Origin of the sequence: Pseudomonas sp. JZ114 (assembly GCF_051027705.1) — a bacterium.
Lineage (GTDB): Bacteria > Pseudomonadota > Gammaproteobacteria > Pseudomonadales > Pseudomonadaceae > Chryseomonas > Chryseomonas luteola.
Genome location: NZ_CP069256.1, coordinates 3,082,180 through 3,105,769 on the forward strand (window position 1 = coordinate 3,082,180; position 23,590 = coordinate 3,105,769).

The following is a 23,590-nucleotide window of genomic DNA, read 5'->3' on the forward strand; positions in this document are numbered from 1 at the left end:
AGGAACTAGAAGCACGGACGCTTCGTCCCGCCCGAAGGGACTGCGACCTACAACTCAGCAAGCGCTGAAGGAGAATGCCATGATTCCAGTGATTCTTTCCGGGGGAAGCGGTTCACGACTCTGGCCGCTATCTCGAAAAATGTATCCAAAGCAGTTCCTGGCTTTGGCAAGCGAAAAGACCCTGTTCCAGGAAACCATATCAAGACTGGCCTGCGAAGAACGCATGCAGCAGCCCTTGATTGTTTGCAATATCGAGCACCGCTATATTGTTGAGGAGCAGCTCAAGGCTGTTAAGTGCCAGCCTCAGTCCTTGATCATGGAACCGTTTGGTCGCAATACGGCTCCTGCCGTAGCGATTGCTGCCATGAAGTTGTTGGCCGATGGCAAAGATGAACTGATGCTGGTTCTGCCAGCAGACCATGTCATCGAAGATATCGATGCGTTTAAAGCATCCTTGAATTCGGCCACCGAAGCCGCTGAAAAAGGCGAAATGGTGCTGTTCGGTATTCCTGCACTGCGCCCGGAAACCGGCTACGGCTATATCAAGGCAACCCACTCAGCCAACCTGCCTGAAGGGGTCAATCGCGTCGAGCGCTTCGTAGAGAAGCCAGACGCCATTCGCGCGACCCAATACGTAGAATCTGGGGATTACTACTGGAACAGCGGTATGTTCATCTTCCGCGCCAGCCGCTTCCTGGAAGAGCTGAAGCTGCACGATCCTGATATTTACGATACCTGCCTGCTTGCGCTTGAGCGCAGCCAGGTTGATGGCGATCACATCATTATCGACCGCAACTCGTTTGCCGTCTGCCCGGACAACTCCATTGACTATGCTGTCATGGAAAAGACCACTCGCGCTTGTGTAGTTCCAATGTCTGCCGGTTGGAACGATGTAGGCTCCTGGTCAGCCATCTGGGATGTGCATGACAAGGATAGCGATGGCAACGTTACCAAAGGTGACGTGATTCTGCACGAAGCCCGTAACTGCCTCGTTCACAGCACCAACAAGCTGGTCTCCCTGATCGGCATCGAAGATGTCGTGGTTGTAGAGACCAAAGATGCGGTCATGATCGCACACAAGGATAAGGTCCAAGACGTCAAGAAGGTGGTCAACAAGCTCGAAGCGCAAGGTCGCCAAGAGGTCAAGAGCCATCTGGAAGTGTTCCGTCCTTGGGGCTCTTACGATTCCGTCGACATGGGTCAGCGCTTCCAGGTCAAGCGTATCACTGTCAAACCAGGCGCTCAGCTGTCTCTGCAGATGCACCACCACCGCGCCGAGCACTGGATCGTGGTCTCTGGCACAGCGCAGGTCACGTGCGATGACAAGACCTTCCTGCTGACCGAAAACCAGTCCACTTACTTGCCGATGACGTCTGTACATCGCTTGGCCAATCCTGGCAAGGTACCGCTGGAAATCATTGAAGTACAATCAGGTGGCTACCTGGGCGAAGATGATATCGTTCGCTACGAAGACGTTTACGGTCGCGTCGACGCACCACAGACCAAGAGCACTAACGCTGTAGCGCGTTAATCGCTCTGAGCTGAGCCAAGAGAAAAATAAAAATAAGAGTCCTCTTGTCTCCAGATTCAACAACACCGGCCCAGCGCCGGTGTTGTGCTTTCTAGGCCGAAGTGATCTCAATCGCTAAAGCAGGTACCCTGGATCCTTTCAGCTCTTGCAACCTTATCAGGACGTTATTTTCCATGACGCCATCCACGCCCCTTCCTCACCTTGTTTCCCATTCTGATCTGGATGCTGTATGCGATCAGTACGATGGATTTATTCTCGACCTATGGGGGGTACTGATTGACGGCTACGACGCCTTTCCCGGTGCGCAGAACTGGCTAGCACGGCGTGCAACCGAAGGCAAACCTGTCTGGTTCCTGAGCAACGCATCCCGTGATGCCGCTTCCATGACGGATCACCTGGTTGAACTGGGTATCGCTCGAGAGCAATTTGCCGGTATAACGACCTCAGGGCAGCTGGCCATCGACGCCATTAGCCAGGAACCAGCGCTGGCACAGGGGGGTATCTATCTGACCGGACCTGGCGAAGGTCAGACTGGCTGGCCCGAGCACATACGCAGCCGATTCGTGACCGACATCCAACAGGCATCCCTCATCCTAGGTGTAGGGAGCTTCCCTCAGGATGAGCTGACGCTTCGTCAGGCCCCGCTTAAGAACTTCACACATTTACCGTTTCTCTGCGCCAACCCTGATCGCACAGTAGTCTCTGGCGGCCTACCCTACTACGCCGCCGGTAAGCTGGCCGACTACTTCGCTTCGCTGGGCGGAAGTGTGCGCTGGTACGGAAAGCCTGATCCCTATGCGTTTCTTTGTGCTCAACGAGAACTGGCAACCTTGGGCGCCACCAGGCTGCTGTTTGTGGGTGACTCACTGGTCACCGACGTACCGGGTGCAGTTTCGGCCAACATTGATTGCTTATGGCTGGCGTCAACTGGAATCCACCGCGAGGCATTGGGTGCGGAGTTCAATGAGCAACCGGAGCAAGAGCAACTTGAGCGCTTCCTGATGGATTATTCGATACGCCCTCAATATGTCGCTGCTGGTCTAGTCTAAAGAGACTAAACCCTAACGGAGATCCGTTGCCCGTGAGAAAGAATGTCGTTATCTATAATCGTCTTCCCGCTCCACTGGTTCAACAGTTGAGCGAAGCCTTTAACGTTACCGTCATTGATACTCAGGGCAATGTCGATGAGCAGTTCCAGCATGCCCTCCTTCACGCACACGGCCTGATTGGTGCCAGCAAGACACTAGGCCGCCATGAGTTGCAACATGCAGAAAACCTGGAAGTAATTTCCAGCGTTTCGGTTGGATATGACAGCTATGACGTGCCCTACCTGTCCGAGCAGGGCATTCTACTGACCAACACCCCCGATGTACTGACCCAGACCACAGCAGACCTTGGATTTGCTCTGCTGATGAGTACCGCTCGCCGCCTGCCTGAGCTGGATGCCTACACCAAAGCAGGGCAATGGACAAAAGGCATAACGGAAGAGCATTTCGGTACGGACGTTTATGGAAAGACGCTGGGAATCGTAGGTATGGGTCGCATAGGTGCAGCCATTGCAAAGCGCGGCCACTTCGGCTTCGACATGCGGATTCTTTATCATGCAGGCAGCCGCAAGCCCGAGCTGGAGAAAGAATTCAAGGCAGAGTATCGAGACCTTGAATCTCTGCTTCAGGAATCCGATTTTGTTTGCCTGGTAGTCCCTCTGACAGAGTCCACTCGCCAGATGATCGGCGCCCGTGAACTAAGACTCATGAAGCCCAGCGGTATTCTGATCAATATTGCGCGCGGGCCAGTGGTTGATGAAGCGGCTCTAATCGAGGCGCTTTCCAACCAGCAAATTCGTGGCGCAGGCCTGGATGTTTTTGAGCAGGAACCGCTTTCATCATCGCCCCTGTTTTCGCTGAAGAATGTCGTCACCTTACCGCATATCGGTTCAGCGACTCACGAGACACGGTATGCCATGGCAGAGCGCGCCGTCTCCAATCTGACAGCCGCCTTAAGCGGCAATCGGCCACAGGATTTGGTTAATCCTGAAGTATGGAAGGGTTAAATCAAGCCAATCTGAAACCAGCGCTTAACAGCAGACTCTTTAGATAAGCCATGCTTTCGTAATTAAGTGATATCTATTTGAGCAACCTGAGCGACTTCAGTACGGGGACGCTTTCGGTCTGTGGCACAATTACCCGTTTGTGCTTCGTGTTACAGGCTTCATATGCGTCTACGTTTCGACCATCTGCACTGGCAAGACTGGAAAGGCTCCTTTACTGAGCGCAACTATGAGCGTGGCCGGCGCTATGCTCAAGAAGGTTACGCCACGGTCCGGTCAGCCGCCGATGGGCTGGTCTATGCCATATGCAGCAGTCCTTCAGGATTGGATTACCGCCAATCCATCACGCTCAAGCCTGGTCCAAGAGGTTGGTTTGTTGATGGCCGGTGCACATGTGGGGCTGGCAGAAACTGCAAGCATACTGCTGCCGTGCTGTTCGAGCTGGAGCGCCTTCAGCGGGCCGGCAGCCCTCCTCCTCGCCGCGAAGCAGCCGAGACAGCCATCAATCTGGTCAAGCCGCCCAAGCCATTGTTGGTATTGGGTAGCCACACACAGGTTGACTATGATCGGCAAACCGCACGCATGCGCCCCGTCACCCGCCACAGGGCTGCCCTGGCGTTTCTTTACGACGGCAAAAAAGTGTTCGGCAAGCCTGTACCGGGTCGTAGTAGCGCGGCAACGCTGCCAACACGCCACAGTGAAGCCGAGCAGCGCCTACGACAAGTCTTACAGGACGCAGGCCTCCGAGTAGCGACACGGCGAAGCGCAGCCTTGCCCGAAGATGCGGGCGAGATGTTTGAAATGCCTGATGACTCCAGTTGGCTGCGCTTTATCGAAGTCACACTTCCGCAGCTGCGTGGAGCGGGCTGGCAGATAGATATGCGTCCAGAATTCGCCTTTGAGCTGACCGAGGTGGAGAATTGGTACGGCGAAATTGAGGAGGCGCCTGATCATGAATGGTTTGATCTGGAGCTCGGCATCGTCGTACAAGGGCGGCGCGTCAGTCTGCTGCCTATCCTGATCGATCTTATCCGGCGGGATCCCCAATTATTCGAACCGGGAGCACTGGCCAGACGCTCTGACGATGAGCGCCTGCTGCTCCGCGTGGAAAGCCCTGCTGCACGCAAGCAAGGACGCCCCACACGTATCGCCCTGTCTCTAGGTAGACTAAAGCCCTTGCTTGCCGCACTCATGGAACTGCATGGGCATTCGTTACCTGCTAATACCAAGCAGATACGCCTGTCTCATCTGGACGCCGCACGGCTGGCTGAACTTGAAGAAAATATCCCACTGACATGGCAGGGTGGTGAGCAGCTCAGAAACTTCGCCCATCGACTACGCCATTACTCAGCTTCGCCTCTGCACGTTCCGGAAAGCCTGCGTGCTGAGTTAAGACCGTATCAGCGCGATGGCCTGGCTTGGTTGCAGGCACTTCGCGAGCTGGATGTGGGAGGGATCCTGGCCGATGACATGGGTCTTGGTAAGACCTTGCAAACCCTGGCTCATATCCTGGTCGAGAAAACGGCTGGCCGGTTGACCAGCCCTGCCATGATCGTCATGCCTACCAGCCTGATACCTAACTGGCAGGACGAAGCAGCCAAGTTCACACCCGAGCTGAAAGTACTGGCCCTCCACGGTACTCAACGGCGTAACCTGTTCGAGCGGATACCTGAGCACGATATCATCCTGACTACCTACGCCCTGCTACCGCGCGATGCCGAGCAGTTGGCCAGCTTCTCCTTTCATCTTCTGGTATTGGATGAAGCACAATCCATTAAGAATGCGGCAACCAAAGCGGCACAAGCGGCGCGGGGACTCAATACGCGACACCGTCTATGCCTGACGGGCACCCCGCTGGAAAATCATCTGGGTGAGCTTTGGTCTCAGTTCCACTTCCTGATGCCAGGCTGGTTAGGCGATATAAAAGACTTCAAGCGCGACTACCGAACGCCGATCGAAAAAAATGGCGATACCCAACGCCTCGCCCAATTAAAGGGACGAGTAAAGCCTTTCATTCTGCGTCGTACCAAACAGCGAGTAGCCAGCGAGCTGCCACCCAAGACGGAAATTGTCCAGTTGGTCGAGCTGACTCAGCCACAGCGCGATCTTTATGAAACGGTACGTGTTGCACTTGATGAGAAGGTCCGTAGCGAAATCTCCAAGAAAGGCTTGGCCAGAAGCCAAATTATCGTTCTTGATGCACTGCTGAAACTCCGCCAGGTCTGCTGCGATATCCGACTGGTCAACGGCAACGAAACATCCGCCAAGTCGTCTGGAAAGCTACTCGGCTTGCTGGAACTGCTCGAAGGCCTATTGGCCAATGGTAGTCGTGTCCTGCTGTTCTCGCAGTTCACTTCCATGCTGGCGCTGATCCAGCAGGCACTGGATGAAAAAAGGATCGACTATGTCACCCTTACCGGTGAAACCCAGGATCGCCGTACGCCTGTCGAACAGTTTCAGTCCGGTGAGGCCCCGGTTTTCCTGTTGAGCCTTAAAGCAGGCGGTACGGGACTCAACCTGACTGCGGCCGACACGGTGATTCATTTCGACCCTTGGTGGAACCCGGCGGCGGAGAGCCAGGCCACAGACCGTGCCTATCGCATAGGGCAAGATAAGCCGGTTTTTGTGTACAAGCTCATTGCAAGAGGCACCCTGGAAGAGAAAATCCAGCAATTGCAGTATGAGAAATCCCGTATTGCCGCAGGGATTCTTGAGGAGAACACAGCCGACTGGCGAATGTCGGAAGCGGATATCGAAGCGCTTTTCACCCCATTGGGTAAATAGACTTTCCTCCTTGGCCGTTCTGCTTGTCTGAGCAGAGCGGTGCATCACTCGAGAAGCGGTCTAAACTTGTCAAACATAATAAAGTCCATATCCCTTATGATCTGGATGCTGTTTGTCTGCGCTTACACTACTTTGGCATGGGGTTTGGGAGATTGCGATGGAGTTACCGCGCCAAGCCTGCCTGGATGCGCTCAACCGTGAGCCACCTGCTATATTTGAGGCAGCACTCTGGATAGCCGCCGAACATGACCTGACCTTTCAGCCTGAAATGGCTCAGCATCTTCTGACGGATCTCATTCCTTCTGTCGAGGCAGCTATTGATCATCAAGGCTCGTCCGCCGAGCGCGCGCAGCAGCTCGTACGCCGGATGATCGAGCTGGGTTTTCACGCCGATGACTGGCCGCTGAAGCCTCAGGCAGCGTTGCTGCACAAGGTGCTGGCTCGTCGAAGGGGACAGCCACTTTCCTTATCACTGATCGCGATGGAGCTGGCCCGCAGACTGGACATTCCTCTGGTTGGCGTCAACTTTCCAGGCCATTTCCTGCTACGTGTCCCTGAGGCGGATCACCTGCTTGACCCCACAAGTGGAAGACGACTTTATTCCAAGGATTGCCGCGGACTGCTCGCCTATCAATTTGGTCCACATGCCCAGCTGCAAGCGCAGCACCTACGCACTGCTCAGCCTCGCGAACTGCTCCAGAGACTGTCTCGAAATCTTCGTCAGTTGCATGAATTTGATAACCAACTATTGGCAGCCCTGAAAGATGCGCAGCGGGTATTGGAAGTAGGGCCGCCCAGCGTCTCGGATCATCTGGCTCGTGCAGAACTGTATAGCCGGCTGGACTGCCCTCAGGCCCAGCGTTATGACCTTGAGCATGCCCTATTGTTAAGCGATGACCCAGCCGAGCAACTGCACCTGAGCCGTCGCCTGGCCGCACTGAGTGATAGTCGCCGCCGTCTTCATTGATAGGTGTGGAAACATGCCTTAACAGTCAGAACCTTCTGTCTCCAGCCAAGCGGGTATCAAGTCCTGTCAAGCACAGCCGATAGCCAAGCAACCTCCTTTACGCTGTACTTAGCAGGACCTAAGCAATGACCCTTCGTAACTTGAATATCGCACCTCGTGCTTTCCTGGGGTTTGCGTTCATAGCTGTACTCACTTTGTTCCTGGGCGTTTTCTCGCTCTATCAGATGCGTGATATCCGCCAGAACAGTATTAACTTTGAACAGAATGTGCTCCCCAGCATAACCAGCCTAGATGAAATTACATCGCTAACCCTGCGCCTACGCGTGCTCTCCTATCGTTTGCTTATCAACCGCGAACCGGAAAATCTGCAAAAGACGTTGGCATTGTTTGATCAGCGGATCAGTCAGGTTGAAGCTGCGCGGACACGCTATGAGAAGCTGATTGCATCGGAGGCGGAGCGCGGCTTTTATAACGATTTCCAAAAGTTGTGGGGTGATTATCTTCAGCTGAAGAACCACATGCTGCAGCTCTCCTCAGCGAATCAACTTGATGAGCTTAAGGTTGTACTCAACGATGAGCTTCTGAAGAACTCTGACGCAATCAATGCGGTGTTAGGTAAACTTGTCGATATCAATGCAGACTCGACGACAAAGTCTAATCAGAGTGCTGCCCAGAGCTATTCCACTTCTGTGGCCACCGCTATTACTTTGTTGGTCATCGTCGCATTACTGACCGTACTCCTGGCTTGGCTGCTGACGCGTAGCATCGTGCAGCCGGTTGATCAGGCTCTGCGTGCCGCTGAAGAAATTGCCAGCGGTGACCTGACCAAGCACATTCAGGTTACCGGCAAGGATGAGCCCGCTCGTCTCTTGATGGCCATGCGTACCATGCAGGAAAAACTGCGTCATACGTTAGAGCGCATCTCAGGCTCCTCGAGCCAGTTGGCTGCCGCCTCCGAAGAGCTCAGCAGCATCACTGACGAGAGTGCACGTGGCCTGAATCGCCAGAATGACGAAATCCAGATGGCTGCAACGGCCGTAACGGAAATGAGCTCGGCGGTAGAAGAAGTGGCTCGCAATGCCATGACAACGTCCGAAGCCTCCAAGCACTCTGCCAGTGCGGCTCAGGAAGGTCAGGGTCGCGTACTGGAGACCGTTTCGTCCATTGAGCACATGACCTCGGAGGTTCAGACGACCGCATGTCTGGTCGGTGAACTTGCCAGTCAATCACGCGATATTGGCAAGGTGCTTGATGTGATTCGTGGCCTGGCTGACCAGACCAACCTGCTGGCACTCAACGCCGCTATTGAAGCGGCCCGTGCGGGAGAGGCAGGTCGCGGCTTCGCTGTCGTCGCCGACGAGGTGCGGGCCCTGGCGCATCGTACCCAGGAGTCGACTCGTGAAATTGAGCAGATGATCATGAGTATCCAAAACGGTACTGAGCAGGCTGTGAACTCAATGGAGTCCAGCACAACCCGAGCAGGTTCTACGCTGGAAGTGGCTCGTCGTGCCGGCGAAGCGCTGGAAGAAATCACCCGCGCCATCAACGAAATTAACGAGCGCAACCTGGTCATTGCCAGCGCAGCCGAAGAGCAGGCACAGGTAGCCCGCGAAGTAGACCACAATCTGGTCAATATTCGGGATTTGTCAGTCCAGAGTTCGGAAGGTGCCCGTGATACCACGGCAGCCAGCCAAGAGCTGTCGCGCCTGGCTGTTGAACTGAATACCCTGGTATCTCACTTCAAGGTTTAAGGATGAACGCGGTGCAAGGATGCACCCCCTCCATCAAAGCACCCAGATCAGCAGTTGGGCGCCCAGCAGATTGAACAAGCCGGTCAGTACCATCGTCAGTCCGGCCACTGTCCCCTCCTCAATGCCTACCTCGTAAGCGCGGCTTGTACCGGCACCATGGGCGCCTACGCCAAACATCGCACCTCGCGCCAGAGCAGAGCGCAACGGAAGAAAGCGCAGAAGAAGGCTACCCACCACAGCGCCAAAAACACCTGTGACCAGTACGAAAGCAGCGGTCAGTTCAGGTATCCCCCCCAAGTCCTTGGACATAGGCATGGCAAACGGTGTCGTAATCGAGCGTGGCAGCAGGGATAACGTGACAGGCGCTTCCAGAGCCAGCAAATGGGCCAATGCCCAAGAGCTGAAGATTGATACAAAGCTGCCTACTACAATGCCGGCCATAAGTGCTCGCCAATAACGGACCAGGAGTCGACGCTGCTGCCAGATCGGTACGGCAAACGCGACGGTAGCCGGCCCAAGCAGGCTAATCAGCCAACCGGTGTAGTGGGAATACTGCGCATAGCTCGTGCCTGTCGGAATGGCAATCAGATAAAGAATAGTCGGCACAAAGACAATAGGAGCCAGCACATACCACTTGATGCGCTTGTAAATCATCCGGCTCAGGATATACCCACCCAACGTCAGAAGCAGCCAGAACACGCCAGTCCAATCAAGCATCCTGGCGGCTCCTGCGACGAAACATCCATTCCACCGTCAAAGCGGTGCTGATCATGACCAGAAGCGTGCTGAAGCACACCGCCATAAGAATACGGATGCCCTCTTCCCGGACTAGAGGCCCATAATCAAGCAGACTCATCAGCGCTGGGATGAAAAACAGCAGCATCTCACCGACCAGCACACGGGCACCGCTTTCAAGCCACTCTGGCTTTATCACTCGCAGCGCAAGAGACAGCAGAAGGATCGCCAGACCTAGAACACCTGCTGGGATAGGCAAACCGAAATACTGCCCAAGCCATCCGCCTAGCCACCAGATACCTAACAACACAGCCAACTCAACCAGCGTCCGCATGTAACGGGGAACCATAAGACATCCATTACGTTTAACTGGCTTCAAGGATACGCCCGGCCTTACTATCCCAGAAGCGAATTATTAGAATCAGAGCCATTCCAAAATGGAATTCAAACAACTCCGCATGTTTGTCGAGGTTGTACGCCAGGGCGGTTTTACTGCCAGTACACGCGTGCTTCACGCGACTCAATCGACCGTCAGCAAGCAGATTGCCCATCTGGAGCAAAGTCTGGGGTTGCGTCTGCTGGATCGGACAGGCCCCGCCCTACAATTGACCGATGCAGGACATGTTGTGCTCAAACATGCTGAGCACATATTGCGCCAACACCGCGAAATGCTGACGGAGCTGGATGATCTGGCCCGCCTGGGTCAAGGACAACTGCGCGTTGGGCTACCCATTCTGGGTGCAGAAACATAGTTTGCAGCCCCCTTTTCCCTCTACCGTAAGCGCTATCCGTAAATTACGGTTCACTTGGTGGAAGGTGGCAGCAAGCTCATGGAGGAGTTGGTCATAAAGGGTGATATAGAGATTGGTGGCTGTCTTACCCCTAATGATCCTTCTTTTGATTATCAACCTTTTTGCAATGAGCCTTTGGATGCCGTGCTGTCATGTATTCATCCATTGGCCAATAGACCCCGATTGGCGTTAGCGGAGCTGGCCGCTACGCCCTTCTTACTATATCAGCAGAGCTATACCTTGAACGATCGACTGTTACAGGCGTGCCGCGAAGCGGGCTTTACGCCCCAAGAAGGTGGCAGAAGTGGACAGGCGGACTTTCTAATAGCATTGGCAGCAGCAGGACAAGGCGTTGTTCTCCTACCCCGAATCGTGGCCCAAAAGCTGATACGTTCCGATGTCGTACGCATTCCTCTGACCCAACCTGACCTCCGGTGGGACGCCTCCTTTATCTGGCGGCGTGGTGCATACCTTTCCCGGGCGGCAAGAGCCTGGCTCGATCTCATGCAGGAAGTCAGCCTGGAGCAATTCGGCAAACTGGATACTTGAGTCTGAATATCTTGAATTAGAGTCTGCCATGACAACATAGTCATCAAGCCATTAGCGCCTGATGACTTAGCAGACTGCCGTTCCCCTCAGCGGATCAAGGCTGTTATCAGACGATCCAGCCACGGCTCCGCGTCTGTTTCGGGAGTAACGGTTTCACTGGCATCGAGCTTTAATATAGGCAGCACTTCCTGCAGTCCAAGCTCGGCAAATAGCTCCTGCATTTGCATGCCACCACCACAGTAAGTATCGCCGTAGCTGGCGTCCCCCAAACCGATCACGGCTGCGGGCCTGCCCCGCCAATCCGGAAGCGTATCGCGCAGCGCATAGTAAAGCGGCTGTACGTTGTCTGGCAGCTCTCCCATTCCGGTTGTCGATGTCACGGCAAGAAACGCATCGGCATCGAAAGCCAGCAAATCGTCCAGTCCTCCACGCAAATTGAGCCAGACCTCATGCCCACCTGCCTCCAGAATCTGCTTGGCGTGCCTGGCGACCTCCTCGGCCGTGCCGTAAACGGAGCCACATAAAATGGCGACTTTCATGACACCTCCTTAATCACTGGTATGCCTAACCTTACCATGCTGCCCTTTGGTTCACACACAGCGCTTCTTGCACTGACATGACGCCTACTACTTAGGTCTAGCCAGCGCTCATCGGCATTTAACGCAAATGGAATGAACCTTGTATATGCTTGCACAGCCTGATACTCAGGCGATCGAAGCACTCCAAAACGAGTCGCTTCCTGTTCTCGACCGCAGTGCCTACCCGGCGCTGTGTGATCAGACCGTCCTATCCGGATAGTTGCATGTGGAGAGTTCTATGATGCATCCCGTCACCCTGATGGTGGCTCGCCGTGTCGCCGATGGCTGTTACGATAATTTTCTCGAATGGCTCCGCGAAGGTGAGCGCTTGGCGACCTGCTATGAAGGCTATCTTGGATCGGGCGTCCTCTCCCCACCGCCAGGCGATAATGAAGTCCAGATCGTGTTTCGTTTTTCCAATGAGCAGACATTAAGTGCGTGGGAGTACTCCTCGACGCGTCAGCACTGGCTTGAGCGGGGCAAGGATCTCTTCGAGCGACCGCAGGAGCTGCGTGCACAGGGTCTTGATACCTGGTTTGGCGATGCCCGCCGCACACCCCCTCGCTGGAAGCAAAGCATAGCTGTCTGGCTTGCGTTCTTTCCCGTATCGCTGCTATTCAATGCCTTGTTAGGCGACAGGTTGGCTGGGTTGCCACTGGTACCCAGAATATTGCTCAGCACCCTGATCCTGACCCCTATCATGGTGTGCTTCTTTATCCCATGGGTAACTCGCCTGCTTTCCGGCTGGCTCAATAGTGATGCCTCGCAGGCTCGCCGGAGAACACTCCGGCCTGCTACGACCCGTCATTCATGATGTCACGATGGTGAAGGGTTTGCGATAATCGAAAGCTGTCTGCAGAGTGTCGAAGCTCTAGCAGACAGCCCTTTCGTCTGTCGGAGCCCCATCCCATGCATCACACGTTTGCTGCCCCGCTGATTATCACGGGCGCCAATAAACGAGTCGGCCTTGCCTTAACCAAGACATTGAGCAGTCAGGGGTATGAGATCGTAGCCACGTACCGCAACGATCCTGGCGAGCTGGTGACGCTGGAAAATGTTTATCCTATTCAGGTAGACCTGACCTCCGTTGAAGACAGGCAACAGTTTATCGACTATGTACTCACTTACGCCAAAAGCCTGCGCGGCATCATTCATAATGCATCGCTTTGGCTGGACGACTCGCTTCATCATTTCCAGACCATGTATCAGGTGCATCTCGAAGCGCCGTATCACCTGAACCTGGCTCTGGAGCCGCTCCTGCTTGCCAGTATGCGCGCCGATATCATCCACATTTGTGACGACAGTGCCTCCCGAGGCAGCAAGAATCACATCGCCTATGCAGCGACCAAGGCGGGGTTGAGTAACATGACCCTGTCGTTCGCTGAAAAGCTCGCACCGACTGTCAGAGTGAATACCATTGCTCCCGGTCTCCTCATTTTCAAAGAGGACAGCAGTGCTGATTATCAGGAGGCTACGCTGAAAAAGGCTCTACTTCCGTATGAGCCTGGAGCCGCGCCGATCATCGAGGCTGTGACCTATCTGTTGCAGTCCACCTATACAACAGGCAGTACGGTTACGGCCAATGGTGGCCGCCACCTGCGTCATTCAAAGAATGCCTAATTGTCCCAGGCATTCATTTTTGGAGGAATCGATCCATGACCGAACAAGAGCGCATTGAGCTGGAGGCTGCGGCCTTTCGTACATTAGTAGAACATTTGCGCAAGCGTACCGACGTACAAAACATCGACCTGATGAACCTGTCAGGCTTTTGCCGGAACTGCCTATCGAAATGGTATAAGGCGGCGGCGGATGAAAAGGGCGTGGAACTGAGCATGGACGATGCACGTGAAGCCGTCTATGGAATGCCGTATGCCGAGTGGAAATCGCGTTACCAGAAGGAAGCCACACCTGAACAGGCTGCTGCTTTCAAGGAGAGTGCCAAGCCATGACTCCCCTCGAGACCTTTCGCGCTCGGCTTCGTAGTGATGAGCATCTGTTTGCCGATACCCTGGCTTTCATTGCAGATCACTATGATTACACGCCTCAAGCCTTTGTAAATGGTTCGGTAGAAAACGCAGCTGGCCAAAATGAAGGCTCCTGCAAAACCCTAGGCCTTGCGCTGCTGGAGAGCTTCGAGACACAGGAAGCCCTGTTGGCCTTTGGGGAGCATTACCGTAGCGTTATTGCGACTCCTGAAGGTGCTGATCACGCCAACATCCGTTCGCTGATCACCCATGGTCTGGCGGGCGTCCGCTTCGCCCAGCTGCCATTGGCAGCAAAACAGTCGGTTTGATCTGTCGCTTGCGCCTTGATCCGAAACGATCAAGGCGCAACAGTGTTACTCATAGCTTGTTCGCACTCAGCGGCTAGATCCTACTTACCTAATTGAATCAAGCCGTGCCTTCAGCTCATGGGTCAGTAATAATAGGCAGCGACTGCTTTCTAAACCTGTGACTGCCAATGCGCCTATCTCGCTTTTATGTCGACCTTCCCCTTTCGCTCGGGCAACAGATCCTCCCTGAAGCACAGGCTCATTATATAGGACGTGTATTACGTCTTACCTCGGGTACAGCCGTACAGCTATTCGATGGGTCTGGCTATGAATACAAGGGAGTGCTAACCGAGATCGGGAAAAAATCGGCGCACGTGGACATACAGGAGCGCTTTTCCGGAATGGAGGAATCAACGCTTCGTGTCCATTTAGGGCAAGGTCTTTCCCGAGGGGAAAGAATGGATTGGGCTATACAAAAAGCGACAGAACTGGGCGCCGCCGAAATCACTCCTGTCATGACGGAGCGCTGCGAGGTGCGCCTGAAAGATGAGCGAGCCGACAAGCGTCTTCTACATTGGAAGCAGGTCGCAATTAGCGCCTGTGAGCAGTGCGGACGTTCAACCCTCCCTATCATCCATGCCCCCGTCACGCTAGCCGAGTGGCTTGGAAAGGTCGAGGCCGATTTGAAGCTTGTACTTCATCCCGTTGCGGAGCCGCTTACCAGCCACACGCCACCCTCTAGTCTCGCCTTTCTGATAGGCCCAGAAGGTGGTCTTACTGATAACGAGGTGGCAGAGTCCCAAAAGGCCGGTTTTGTTTCTGCACGTCTGGGACCGCGTGTACTCAGGACTGAAACAGCGCCGGTTGTGGCGCTGGCTGTAGCACAGCAGCTCTGGGGAGACTTCTAGAAGGTTAGAAAGCCTGGTCTCAACCGGGCTTTCTGATTAGATCACTCCGATTTCAGCCAGCTTTTCTTCCAGCGCAATCAGATCGGGAATCTTCACTACACTACCCTGATGCTTCACAGCTGCCAGCTCCAGAGGGTCCAGAGGAACATCAGCCGACTCAAGGTCAGGTGTAACTCTCATGGAACGCGGAATACCTTGCACGAGGATGGCCAGGAAACGCACATGAGCACGCCCTCCCAAGGCATTGATGATCGCGACCCGGGCTGACGTACTGTTACGGTCAAACTGCAACGGCGCTCCCGAGGCGGCTTCGAAGCTGAGCAGCGGGAGCCGAAGGTCTCGCCACGCTACCTGCCCCAAACACCAGTCAGGCTGATCGGCCAGCTTGGCAACCGGTCGATACGGTATCAACTCAGCCACAGCAACGTTAGGCAGCAAAAGCGTGCGGTCCGTAAGGGAAAGCAGCAGTCCTGTCAGGTTTTCAGGTGTGCTTGTGAGTGCTGGTGTTTGGCTCATAGGAACTCCTTTCAATGAGCATGCTGCTTGGCTAGGCGGTTGACCAGCGCTTCGGCCAGCCCCCGCGGATCACTCGTGAACGAAGAGAATCCTGCCTCTCGAAGTGTCTCTGGCATACTGGCGCAACTACAACTGTCGGCGCTTTGAGTCCATATCTCCGCACCTCTTCGGCGCATATAGGCTGCCGAGCTGCTACCGTCATTACCCATGCCACTAAAAATGATCATGCCGCAACGCGAACCGAAATGTTGAGCCAGATTGAGCATCATCTGGTCGACCGAAGGCGTATAGGGCTCCGGCCATTTGCGGCTCAGGACATCCAGCTTGGAATCATTACGAAAGCTCAGCTCGTTCTGTGTTGGAACGACTATGACCTCACCACACCTGACTTCAAGTCCCGGCTGCGCAATTTGTACATGCCATTGACTGTGGCGACCTACCGCCATTGGAAGTGTCGCCTCAAAATTGGCATCGATATGCTGCGCATAAAGAAAGCCAATCGGCAGTCCGCCTGGCAAAGCGTCAAGAAAAGTCTTTACTGCATCCGGTCCGCCCAGCGATGCGGCCAACAGCCATACCTCTTTGGCAGACTCCCCCATCTGCAAGGGTGTTGAGGCCAGAGACGCTGGCAAACTCAGTCGCTCCGGACGCTCGGTATCAGCCAGAAGCGCCTGAAGGCTCGGACCAACTGCCTCGGTCGTATCACCCACCAAATGCTTCAGCTTGGTAATAAGACGGCGCTCCCAGCGCGGGAAAAGATCCGAGCTGAACTCAGGTGCCTGGCCTTCTCCAAAGAGGACAGGCGTAGAGGTATGTTCAAGCAGATCCTCCAGCACGTTGGAGTCTTCCGACTCAGCCAGATCCACCAGCCAAAGATCCGTCTCACAGGCTCGCAAGGCTTCCACATCAAGGCGCGTCGGATCGCTGTTGAATACCACCTGATAGCCGTTGCCAGCCAATACCTGTTGCAACACATACCGTTGCAACGAGGTATCAGCCAGAATGGCAACTCGAACTATTGCTTTCTCAGTCATTTACCTTGACCAACTGTTGGATGTGATTGAGAAGCTCATTTTCCTGGTACGGCTTGCCTAGGTAATGATTTACGCCAATAGTGAAAGCACGATCACGGTGCTTTTCGCCTGTGCGTGACGTAATCATGATGATAGGCAGGTCCTTGAGATGCTCATCGTGACGCACGAGTGAAGCCACCTCGAAGCCATCCATCCGCGGCATCTCGATATCAAGCAACAGGATATCGGGCTTGCGCTCCTGAAGTAGAGCAATCGCATCCACGCCATCCTTAGCGGTAATCACGTCCATCCCGCTCCGTTCAAGTAGACGGCTAGTCACCTTGCGAACCGTAACCGAGTCGTCAACCACCATAACCAGTGTCGGCCGCTCAACTTCGGTCTCCACGGCATAGTCGATCGCAATAGACAGGTCGGCCAGCGCGCCAACGGCACGAGCATAGCGGCTGCGAATCAAGGCCAGCAGGTCAAGAATCACGACTACTCGACCATCCCCTAGAATCGTAGCGCCAGAGATACCATGCACGCCGGTAAACTGTGGGCCTAGGCTCTTTACTACGATCTCTCGCGAACCGGCCAGGCTGTCGATCTGTATAGCCACGGCATGGTCATTCGAGCGCACCAAAATAACCGGCAAGGGAAGCGGTTGGTTGATCAGTTTAGGCCGTTGCCCATTTTCCAGCAGCTCACCCAAGTATTTCAGTTCATACGTCTGGCCTGCATACTCGAAGGAACGAGCACCGGCCTGATAGTAAGCCTCCAGCTCCGTCGCCGACACACGAACGATACCTTCGATTGTGTTCAGCGGAACTGCATACAGGTCCTCGCCAGAGTGCACCATCAGTGCCCGGTTGACCGACACCGTGAAGGGCAAACGGATCGAAAAGCTCGTTCCCTCTCCTGCAACCGAGTGAATGCCCATGGTTCCACCCAATTGTTTAACCTCTGAGTGGACCACGTCCATACCAACGCCGCGTCCGGAAATCTGAGTCACCTGTGCAGCGGTGGAGAAGCCCGACTCCAGGATGAACTGCATGACTTCCTGCTCGGAAAGCTCACTGCCCTCATCCATCAGGCCGCGCTCTATGGCTTTGCGACGTACTGCAGACAAATCGATACCACGGCCATCGTCAGAAAGCGTCAGCAGAATATCACCGCCCTCACGACTCAAGGAGAGGTGGATATTGCCCGTTTCGGGCTTGCCTGTTTCCTTACGTGCTTCACTGTTTTCGATGCCATGGTCTACCGCGTTACGCAGCATGTGCTCGAGCGGAGCGACAATGCGCTCCAGCACATTGCGATCCATTTCGCCTTCAGGGTTGTTTACCTCAAACTCAACCTGCTTTCCCAGCTCACCCGCCACCTGCCGAACAACGCGGCGCAGGCGTGGAACCATACGGTCGAAAGGCACCATGCGCGTACGCATCAGGCCTTCCTGAAGTTCCGTGTTGACGCGAGCCTGCTGTAATAGCAGGGTCTCCGCATCACGGTTACGGGATGCCAGTGTATTTTTCAGATCGAGCAAGTCAGACGCCGACTCGAACAAGGAGCGGGACAGCTGTTGCAGTTGCGAGTATCGGTCCATTTCCAGTGGATCGAACTCTTCATAGCCCGCACGCTCATGCTCATCCTGGTGACGGCTGAGGATCTGGGCCTGCGTTTCGGTATCCAAGCGACGTAACTGATCGCGGACCCGCTCAATGGTCGCTTCCATCTCACTGAGCGTGGCACCGATATCACTAACCTGCTGCTCGACACGACCTCGGAAAATGGAAGTCTCACCGGCCAGATTAACCAGGTTTTCGAGCAGATCAGCCGGAACGCGTACCAATTCCTGAGGAGCTCGACGGTTACTGTCTTTGCGCGCCGCTTCCTGCGCCCGTTGTACGAAAGGCAGCACCTGAACCTGATCATTGGACTCTTGCGGTGCGGCGGCCATGACAGGGGCAAGCACCTCCAGAGGTTGCTCGGGCTCGCTCACTGGTTCAGGTTCAATCGCTACAGCCAATGCAGGCATGGGCGCTGCGGTGAAATGTTCACGCAGGTCCGCAATTCGTGCCTCTAGATCAGCCAAGCCGTCACGGGCCTTGCCTTTCAACTCAACAATACGGTCCGAGGCAACGGGCCCGTTCAATGGGCTGGCGTCCCCCAGCTCCTGTTCAAGCAAGTGGGCCTGGTCACCCAGTGCGAACTGGCCTGCGAGACGAGCACCACCTTTCAAGGTATGCAGGCAGCGCAGCAGATCATCAACGGCCTCATTCGAGCCTTCGACTTCCTCCCAACGATGGAGCGCCAACTCCATATTGGTGAGCAAGTCCTCAGCCTCCTCGATAAAGATCTCCAGAATTTCGTCTTCATCGGAGTCTTCTACTTGAGCAGGCGGCAATGTAATGCTGACAGGCTGCTCCAACTGCTGATCCGTGCTGGTACGGAAAGCATGAATGGCCTCCACCAGACGCTGGCCAGACGGTACAGGTTGGCGATTACGGACACTTTCCAGCATCTCAAGCAACAGGTCGTGGCTTTGATGTAGAAGGCCAAACAAGTGCTCACTCGAACGGAGGCGTCCTGCACTCAATCCTTCGTATAGGAATTCAAGCTCATGGGCCAAATCGCTGACGGGTGTGATGTCAGCCATACGGGCACCGCCCTTGAGCGTATGCAGGTCACGCTGCAAGGCTTCCAGCTCAAAGCTGTTATGCGTATCCATCTGCCAACGTTGCAGAGAACCTGCCGCGCTTTGAAGAATATCGAAACCTTCCTCAAGGAAAATATCGATCAGTTCCTCGTCAGCCTCGTCCAGAGGCTCGAAAGGTTGAACCTCTGACGTTGACGTGTCCTCGGAATACGCAGCGTCTTCATCCTGCTCGACCTGCTGCGTCCGCTGTATACCCTGCCGATAGGCCTGAATCGCATCGACCAGGTCATCAGGCTGACTAAGCGCTTGATGATTCTGCAACTGGTCAAGCTGCTGAGCCAAGCGGTCATGACAACGCTGGAGCAGCGGTTTTAAGTCGTCACTTGGTTGGTAACGACCGTCAACAAGCCCCTCGTATAACGTCTCAAGTTCATGGGCCAAAAGGCTGATGGGCTCGATATCAGCCATCCGCGCCCCGCCCTTGAGGGTATGTAGGTCGCGCTGCAGAATCCAGAGATTGTTATGGTTGGTCGGCTCCTTGAACCAACGCTCAAGTGCCTGCCCAGCGCTATCAAGCAGGTCGACCGCCTCTTCCAGGAAGATGGCCACCATCTCGCTGTCAAGCTCATCGTCAACTGGAATAGCAGGAGCCTGTGCAACGGGCTCGGCCGTACTGATCGCAGAGGACTCGACTACCGGATCGACATCATCAGCCGACACTGCCTTAGCTTCAGTCTCAGTCTCAGTCTCAGTCTCAGTCTCAGTCTCAGTCTCAGTCTCAGTCTCAGTCTCAGTCTCAGGAGCATCCAGTTCAGCAAGAAGCAATTGCAACGCATTGATGCGCTCACCCTGAGGTGTGGCTCTAAGCCCCACGGCCAGTTGGTTAAGCATGCTGACCAAGGCTTCCTGGGAAGCCAGCACCTCCTCGAAGAACACGTCGCGATGAGGAATATGCGCACTAATGCAGGATTGATAGACCTCGCAAAGAGCTGAACTCAACGCCTCCACGTCTGAAAGCCCCGCGTTAGCGGCCCGATCAGAGAAATGAGTGAACTCAGCGGACAGCGAGGCAGCATGATGAGCATCGTCACCCGTTGCTTGCCAGCCCTCTAGCAGCCCATCGGCCTTGAGCAGGATATCCATGCTCTCGATAAGAAAATCGGAGAGGCGTTGACGATTGTGATGCGTATTCGACTCTGCCGCATCGATCGAAGCGGTCTGCTCGGATCTTTGCTCCAGCAGATCCTGCAATCGAGCCAACAAGGCATCATTATCGATAAGCTGAATATCGATATGGTCGTCACTCAATTGTCTGAGGCCGTCCTCTATCGAATACGCTGCATCCGCCAGTACCTGCTGCTCTTCAGAGCCAAACGGTGTATGGCTTGCCTTGTATTCCTTAACAACACGCTCCAACAACGAAGCAAGGTCAGCAATCGCTGAAATACCTGCCATATGAGCGCTACCCTTGAGGGTATGCAAGGCACGCAGCAGATTATCAGTAACCTGTTGAGGTACCTCAGGGTCCGCCTGTTCGAGGTATTCTGCAATTGTTGCAAGATGAGCCTCCGCCTCATTACGGAAGATATCCAGTAGCAACGGATCAACATTTTCACGCTCAGGCAGCTCTTCAAACACAGGCTCGCTTGTAACCTGTGCATCCAGCGACTTTTCGTCATCAGCTTCAAGGCTAAGCTCTGGCTCTGGCTCTGGCTCTGGCTCTGGCTCTGGCTCTGGCTCTGGCTCTGGCTCTGGCTCTTCAGCATGGTCTACAGACGTAACCGGAGCCTCGACGTCAGCATTTTCATCCTGAGAACTGGGCTCAACCTCAGAGGCAGGCTCTACCTGTTCAGAAGACTCAAACGCGTCTGGAATCGGAAGCCCGCGGGCCAGCGCATGAGCCGCCGCTGCAAGGTAATCGACATCGTTACGCTGACGCTGAGCATTCAGCTCGTACTCATCAATCAGCTGCGGCAGTAGCTGTAGGACCTCGTTTACTACATGCTGAATATCAGCAGAGGTTTCTACACTGTGGTCGATGACACGGTTGAGAAGGTTTTCAACCGCCCATGAGAGTTCGCCAATGATCAAGGCGCGCACCATGCGCCCGCTACCCTTCAGGGTATGGAAGGCTCGACGGCTCTCAGATAACGCTTCACGATCCGAGGCATTAGCCAACCAGCGGGGAATATACGTGTTAAGCGTTTCGAGCACTTCTTCTGCCTCTTCGATGAAGACTTCTCTCAAATCTTCATCGACAGGCTCCTCATCAACAGGAGGAGGAAGAATAGAGGGAGGAACTTCTTTTGCAGGCGGATTGATAGCCTGCACAGGGGAGGCCATGACATCCCCCAGATCCATATCAGTCTCTTCGCCATGACTGGGTGCAGGAGAGGTGTCAGTTGCTGTATCGATGTGTTCAGGCAACGCCTCAGCCTCAGCCTCAGCCTCAGTCGGCTGCGACGCATCCAGAGACGCGGTGGCTTCCTGCTTGTCATCCCTGGCTTCCAAGGCACCGGTAGCTGCGTCGGCAGGCAGTTCTGGCTCTGTCGAGGGCTCGTGAGAAAGCGCCTCCTCCGCTGTCGGCTCAAGTGATGTAGCGTCCTGCTGTTGGCCGTCAACACCAGAAGCGGTGCTGGCTTCAGGAGAGCTGCTTTCGAGCGAATCAACCGCTCCAGCGTGGGCAGGCTCTTCAACCTCTGCATCAGCATCGCTCATAGCGCTGTCAGCGCTTGCGTCCGGCGTCGGCTCTGTAGCGATTTCCTCTATAACCAGAGGCACATCAGTCGAACTGGATACCAAGGGATAGCCCAAGGTTTCCATGCTCTCCTCTGCTACATCAAGAATCAGCTCCTGCTGTGCATTGGAGTCGTCAGCGAGACGTTCAAGGTAATATTCGACACTGGTAATAGCATCTGCCAGCGTGTCCAAGCTCTGCCAGTCTGGAACGACCTGGCGAGCCAGGAGCTCTTGCTGAATATAGCGATTACATGCCTCAACCAGGCCTGCTGCACGCTCCAGAGGAATCATGCCCAGGCCGCCTCGAACCTGGGTCAGCAACTGGGGAATCGGCAACAAATGCTCATGATTCCATTGAGAGGCTATGAATTCGATAATGGCATCTTTGGTCTGCTCAAGACCGTTACGCGCCTCTCTAATGACAAGCTGATGTACCTGGGCAACATCTGTCGTGGGAAGATGAGACTCCTCATCATCGCCATGATCCGTCACGCCAATCATGCCCGCCAGTGTTGCCTCGACATAAAGCAACGCACCTGCGATATCCATGAGCGCAGAATCGGTACTGGGCACATCCCCAGCGGCCAGCGCCGAGACCTGATCAATCTGATCCAGAATAACGCGACGCGGCTGGCCAAAGCCCAGGACAGCCAACGTGTCTGCAATTTGCTTCAAGGGAAGCAGCAGTGCGCCCAGCTCGCTAGACTGCTGACGGTCGCTACGTACATACAAATCAAGGCTGTCCTTGATGCGCACCAGCTCTTCGCATAGAGCTGTCACCACGGAGCGCATCGCATCGCGATCCGGACCAATGCTTCCATTGTTTCCAGTATCACCCTGCCCTGAAATCTGCAGCGCTTCTTCGAGCTTGTAGAGAGCCTTTACTTCCTTGATTCGGGGCGTATCGCTTGTAGCTTGGCCCAGATAGAAAAGCAGATCGCGTGTCAGATCATAAGAAGCTGGCACATTAAGTGCCGCTGTTCCGCTTGCCAGCAGCCGCTTCAGCTCATTATCGATGCGACGCAGAAATACACGTACGCGGCTATCGTTCTCGAAGACGCCAGCGCTGAGTCCTTCAATCAGAGCAGAAGCCATCGGCCACAACTCGCCAAGCGGACTGCCTGCGCATAACTGCTCAAGACGCTCGAACACCTTCGTCAGATAATTGAGGTGACTGGCAACACCTTGGTTACGGAACAGGCTGACTTGTGCAACCTGTAAAACCTGACGGAGTTTGCGTACGACTACCGGCCAATCGGTTGCTTGTCTGCGAGCCAGCTCTTCGGGCTCGAGAAGCGGTACAAGGGGCGGAGAAGCTGGCGAGAAGAAGTTAACCTCGGATAAAGGCTTCTCGCCTCTGACTGCACGCAGTTCGTTCAGAAGCGGCAGCACCATCATCGGCAGGTCGCGACGGGCACCGAGAATGCGATCCAGATAGGATGGAAGTTGCAAGATGGCTCGCATCAGAACTTCAAGGGCATCACTCTGGGCTGCTGCCGGATCGTTCTGAAGCACCTCGGCCAGCCGCTCCATTTCTTCGGCAAGCAGCGCCGCGCCATAGAACTCGACCATCTGCAGGGTGCCGTGGACCTGGTGAATGTAGGTCAGGCAGAAGCGAATCCGGGTAGTGTCCTGAGGATTCTCAACGAAAGCTTCAAGTGCATGCTGGGCTTGCTTCAGCGTTTCGGCAATCTCACCCTTCACCCACTCCAGAGCGACATAATCGTGCCGATCTGCCATATTCACTCCA

Annotated in this window: 17 protein-coding genes and 1 pseudogene; 12 read left to right on the forward strand and 6 right to left on the reverse strand. The window is 54.9% G+C overall.

Going from position 1 to position 23,590, the window contains the following annotated elements:
* Positions 1 to 79: 79 nt before the first annotated feature.
* The 6 genes from JQR90_RS14555 to JQR90_RS14580 all read left to right on the forward strand — a co-directional run bounded on the left by JQR90_RS14555 (position 80) and on the right by JQR90_RS14580 (position 9,083).
* Positions 80 to 1,531 (forward strand): mannose-1-phosphate guanylyltransferase/mannose-6-phosphate isomerase, encoded by a 1,452-nt coding sequence (locus JQR90_RS14555; RefSeq protein ID WP_073449449.1) that lies wholly within the window; start codon positions 80 to 82, stop codon positions 1,529 to 1,531.
* A 173-nt stretch (positions 1,532 to 1,704) separates the two neighbouring features.
* Positions 1,705 to 2,580: a TIGR01459 family HAD-type hydrolase gene (locus tag JQR90_RS14560; RefSeq protein ID WP_010795368.1), complete on the forward strand. Its 876-nt coding sequence runs from the start codon at positions 1,705 to 1,707 to the stop codon at positions 2,578 to 2,580.
* Positions 2,581 to 2,612: 32 nt separating this feature from the next.
* Entirely contained in the window at positions 2,613 to 3,584 is a 972-nt protein-coding gene (locus JQR90_RS14565; protein WP_037029719.1) for a 2-hydroxyacid dehydrogenase, read from the forward strand.
* A 162-nt stretch (positions 3,585 to 3,746) separates the two neighbouring features.
* On the forward strand, positions 3,747 to 6,365 hold the full coding sequence (locus JQR90_RS14570; RefSeq protein WP_010795370.1) for a DEAD/DEAH box helicase: 2,619 nt from the start codon (positions 3,747 to 3,749) through the stop codon (positions 6,363 to 6,365).
* A gap of 157 nt (positions 6,366 to 6,522) precedes the next feature.
* Positions 6,523 to 7,332 (forward strand): SirB1 family protein, encoded by an 810-nt coding sequence (locus tag JQR90_RS14575; RefSeq protein WP_313551233.1) that lies wholly within the window; start codon positions 6,523 to 6,525, stop codon positions 7,330 to 7,332.
* A 125-nt stretch (positions 7,333 to 7,457) separates the two neighbouring features.
* Positions 7,458 to 9,083 (forward strand): methyl-accepting chemotaxis protein, encoded by a 1,626-nt coding sequence (locus JQR90_RS14580; protein ID WP_434156940.1) that lies wholly within the window; start codon positions 7,458 to 7,460, stop codon positions 9,081 to 9,083.
* 33 nt (positions 9,084 to 9,116) lie between these two features.
* Here JQR90_RS14580 and JQR90_RS14585 read toward each other — a convergent pair whose 3' ends face one another.
* Both JQR90_RS14585 and JQR90_RS14590 read right to left on the reverse strand, forming a co-directional pair.
* On the reverse strand, positions 9,117 to 9,800 hold the full coding sequence (locus tag JQR90_RS14585) for an LrgB family protein (protein ID WP_434140078.1): 684 nt from the start codon (positions 9,798 to 9,800) through the stop codon (positions 9,117 to 9,119).
* Positions 9,793 to 10,167 (reverse strand): CidA/LrgA family protein, encoded by a 375-nt coding sequence (locus tag JQR90_RS14590; protein WP_010795374.1) that lies wholly within the window; start codon positions 10,165 to 10,167, stop codon positions 9,793 to 9,795. Before JQR90_RS14590 ends, JQR90_RS14585 begins: the two co-directional genes overlap by 8 nt.
* Positions 10,168 to 10,255: 88 nt before the next feature.
* On the opposite strand from JQR90_RS14590, the pseudogene JQR90_RS14595 reads away from it, so the two are divergent.
* Positions 10,256 to 11,158 (forward strand): annotated as a pseudogene (locus tag JQR90_RS14595) (LysR family transcriptional regulator).
* A gap of 86 nt (positions 11,159 to 11,244) precedes the next feature.
* On the opposite strand, the gene JQR90_RS14600 reads toward JQR90_RS14595, so the two are convergent.
* Entirely contained in the window at positions 11,245 to 11,697 is a 453-nt protein-coding gene (locus JQR90_RS14600; RefSeq protein WP_010795376.1) for a flavodoxin, read from the reverse strand.
* 280 nt (positions 11,698 to 11,977) lie between these two features.
* Here JQR90_RS14600 and JQR90_RS14605 point away from each other — a divergent pair, with 280 nt between their 5' ends.
* From JQR90_RS14605 to JQR90_RS14625, 5 genes are all read left to right on the forward strand, one after another.
* A complete protein-coding gene (locus JQR90_RS14605; RefSeq protein ID WP_434140784.1) occupies positions 11,978 to 12,550 on the forward strand; it encodes an antibiotic biosynthesis monooxygenase in 573 nt (190 codons plus the stop codon).
* A 95-nt stretch (positions 12,551 to 12,645) separates the two neighbouring features.
* Positions 12,646 to 13,356 (forward strand): dihydromonapterin reductase, encoded by a 711-nt coding sequence (gene folM / locus JQR90_RS14610; protein ID WP_434140079.1) that lies wholly within the window; start codon positions 12,646 to 12,648, stop codon positions 13,354 to 13,356.
* 35 nt (positions 13,357 to 13,391) lie between these two features.
* Positions 13,392 to 13,685, forward strand: a complete 294-nt coding sequence (locus JQR90_RS14615) for a DUF1244 domain-containing protein (RefSeq protein WP_010795379.1) — start codon at positions 13,392 to 13,394, stop codon at positions 13,683 to 13,685.
* A complete protein-coding gene (locus JQR90_RS14620; RefSeq protein WP_239381428.1) occupies positions 13,682 to 14,029 on the forward strand; it encodes a HopJ type III effector protein in 348 nt (115 codons plus the stop codon). The genes JQR90_RS14615 and JQR90_RS14620 overlap by 4 nt, the downstream gene beginning before the upstream one ends.
* Before the next feature lie 167 nt (positions 14,030 to 14,196).
* Positions 14,197 to 14,916 (forward strand): 16S rRNA (uracil(1498)-N(3))-methyltransferase, encoded by a 720-nt coding sequence (locus JQR90_RS14625; RefSeq protein WP_434140080.1) that lies wholly within the window; start codon positions 14,197 to 14,199, stop codon positions 14,914 to 14,916.
* A 36-nt stretch (positions 14,917 to 14,952) separates the two neighbouring features.
* On the opposite strand, the gene JQR90_RS14630 is transcribed toward JQR90_RS14625, so the two are convergent.
* Genes JQR90_RS14630 through JQR90_RS14640 form a run of 3 tightly spaced genes read right to left on the reverse strand, consistent with a single transcriptional unit; the run spans position 14,953 to position 23,580 of the window.
* A complete protein-coding gene (locus JQR90_RS14630; protein ID WP_010795382.1) occupies positions 14,953 to 15,432 on the reverse strand; it encodes a chemotaxis protein CheW in 480 nt (159 codons plus the stop codon).
* An 11-nt stretch (positions 15,433 to 15,443) separates the two neighbouring features.
* On the reverse strand, positions 15,444 to 16,466 hold the full coding sequence (locus JQR90_RS14635; protein ID WP_010795383.1) for a chemotaxis protein CheB: 1,023 nt from the start codon (positions 16,464 to 16,466) through the stop codon (positions 15,444 to 15,446).
* Positions 16,459 to 23,580 carry an Hpt domain-containing protein gene (locus tag JQR90_RS14640; protein ID WP_434140081.1) on the reverse strand — a complete coding sequence of 2,374 codons (7,122 nt, stop codon included), beginning with the start codon at positions 23,578 to 23,580 and terminating at the stop codon, positions 16,459 to 16,461. The genes JQR90_RS14635 and JQR90_RS14640 overlap by 8 nt, the downstream gene beginning before the upstream one ends.
* Between the last annotated feature and the right edge of the window lie 10 nt (positions 23,581 to 23,590).

Bases quoted from the DNA above. Each gene is read 5' to 3' on its own strand.
- JQR90_RS14555 (WP_073449449.1), top strand. From the start codon at position 80: ATGATTCCAGTGATTCTTTCCGGGGGAAGCGGTTCACGACTCTGGCCG.
- JQR90_RS14560 (WP_010795368.1), top strand. From the start codon at position 1,705: ATGACGCCATCCACGCCCCTTCCTCACCTTGTTTCCCATTCTGATCTG.
- JQR90_RS14570 (WP_010795370.1), top strand. From the start codon at position 3,747: ATGCGTCTACGTTTCGACCATCTGCACTGGCAAGACTGGAAAGGCTCC.
- JQR90_RS14575 (WP_313551233.1), top strand. From the start codon at position 6,523: ATGGAGTTACCGCGCCAAGCCTGCCTGGATGCGCTCAACCGTGAGCCA.
- JQR90_RS14580 (WP_434156940.1), top strand. From the start codon at position 7,458: ATGACCCTTCGTAACTTGAATATCGCACCTCGTGCTTTCCTGGGGTTT.
- JQR90_RS14585 (WP_434140078.1), bottom strand. From the start codon at position 9,800: ATGCTTGATTGGACTGGCGTGTTCTGGCTGCTTCTGACGTTGGGTGGG.
- JQR90_RS14590 (WP_010795374.1), bottom strand. From the start codon at position 10,167: ATGGTTCCCCGTTACATGCGGACGCTGGTTGAGTTGGCTGTGTTGTTA.
- JQR90_RS14600 (WP_010795376.1), bottom strand. From the start codon at position 11,697: ATGAAAGTCGCCATTTTATGTGGCTCCGTTTACGGCACGGCCGAGGAG.
- JQR90_RS14605 (WP_434140784.1), top strand. From the start codon at position 11,978: ATGCATCCCGTCACCCTGATGGTGGCTCGCCGTGTCGCCGATGGCTGT.
- folM (WP_434140079.1), top strand. From the start codon at position 12,646: ATGCATCACACGTTTGCTGCCCCGCTGATTATCACGGGCGCCAATAAA.
- JQR90_RS14615 (WP_010795379.1), top strand. From the start codon at position 13,392: ATGACCGAACAAGAGCGCATTGAGCTGGAGGCTGCGGCCTTTCGTACA.
- JQR90_RS14620 (WP_239381428.1), top strand. From the start codon at position 13,682: ATGACTCCCCTCGAGACCTTTCGCGCTCGGCTTCGTAGTGATGAGCAT.
- JQR90_RS14625 (WP_434140080.1), top strand. From the start codon at position 14,197: ATGCGCCTATCTCGCTTTTATGTCGACCTTCCCCTTTCGCTCGGGCAA.
- JQR90_RS14630 (WP_010795382.1), bottom strand. From the start codon at position 15,432: ATGAGCCAAACACCAGCACTCACAAGCACACCTGAAAACCTGACAGGA.
- JQR90_RS14635 (WP_010795383.1), bottom strand. From the start codon at position 16,466: ATGACTGAGAAAGCAATAGTTCGAGTTGCCATTCTGGCTGATACCTCG.
- JQR90_RS14640 (WP_434140081.1), bottom strand. From the start codon at position 23,580: ATGGCAGATCGGCACGATTATGTCGCTCTGGAGTGGGTGAAGGGTGAG.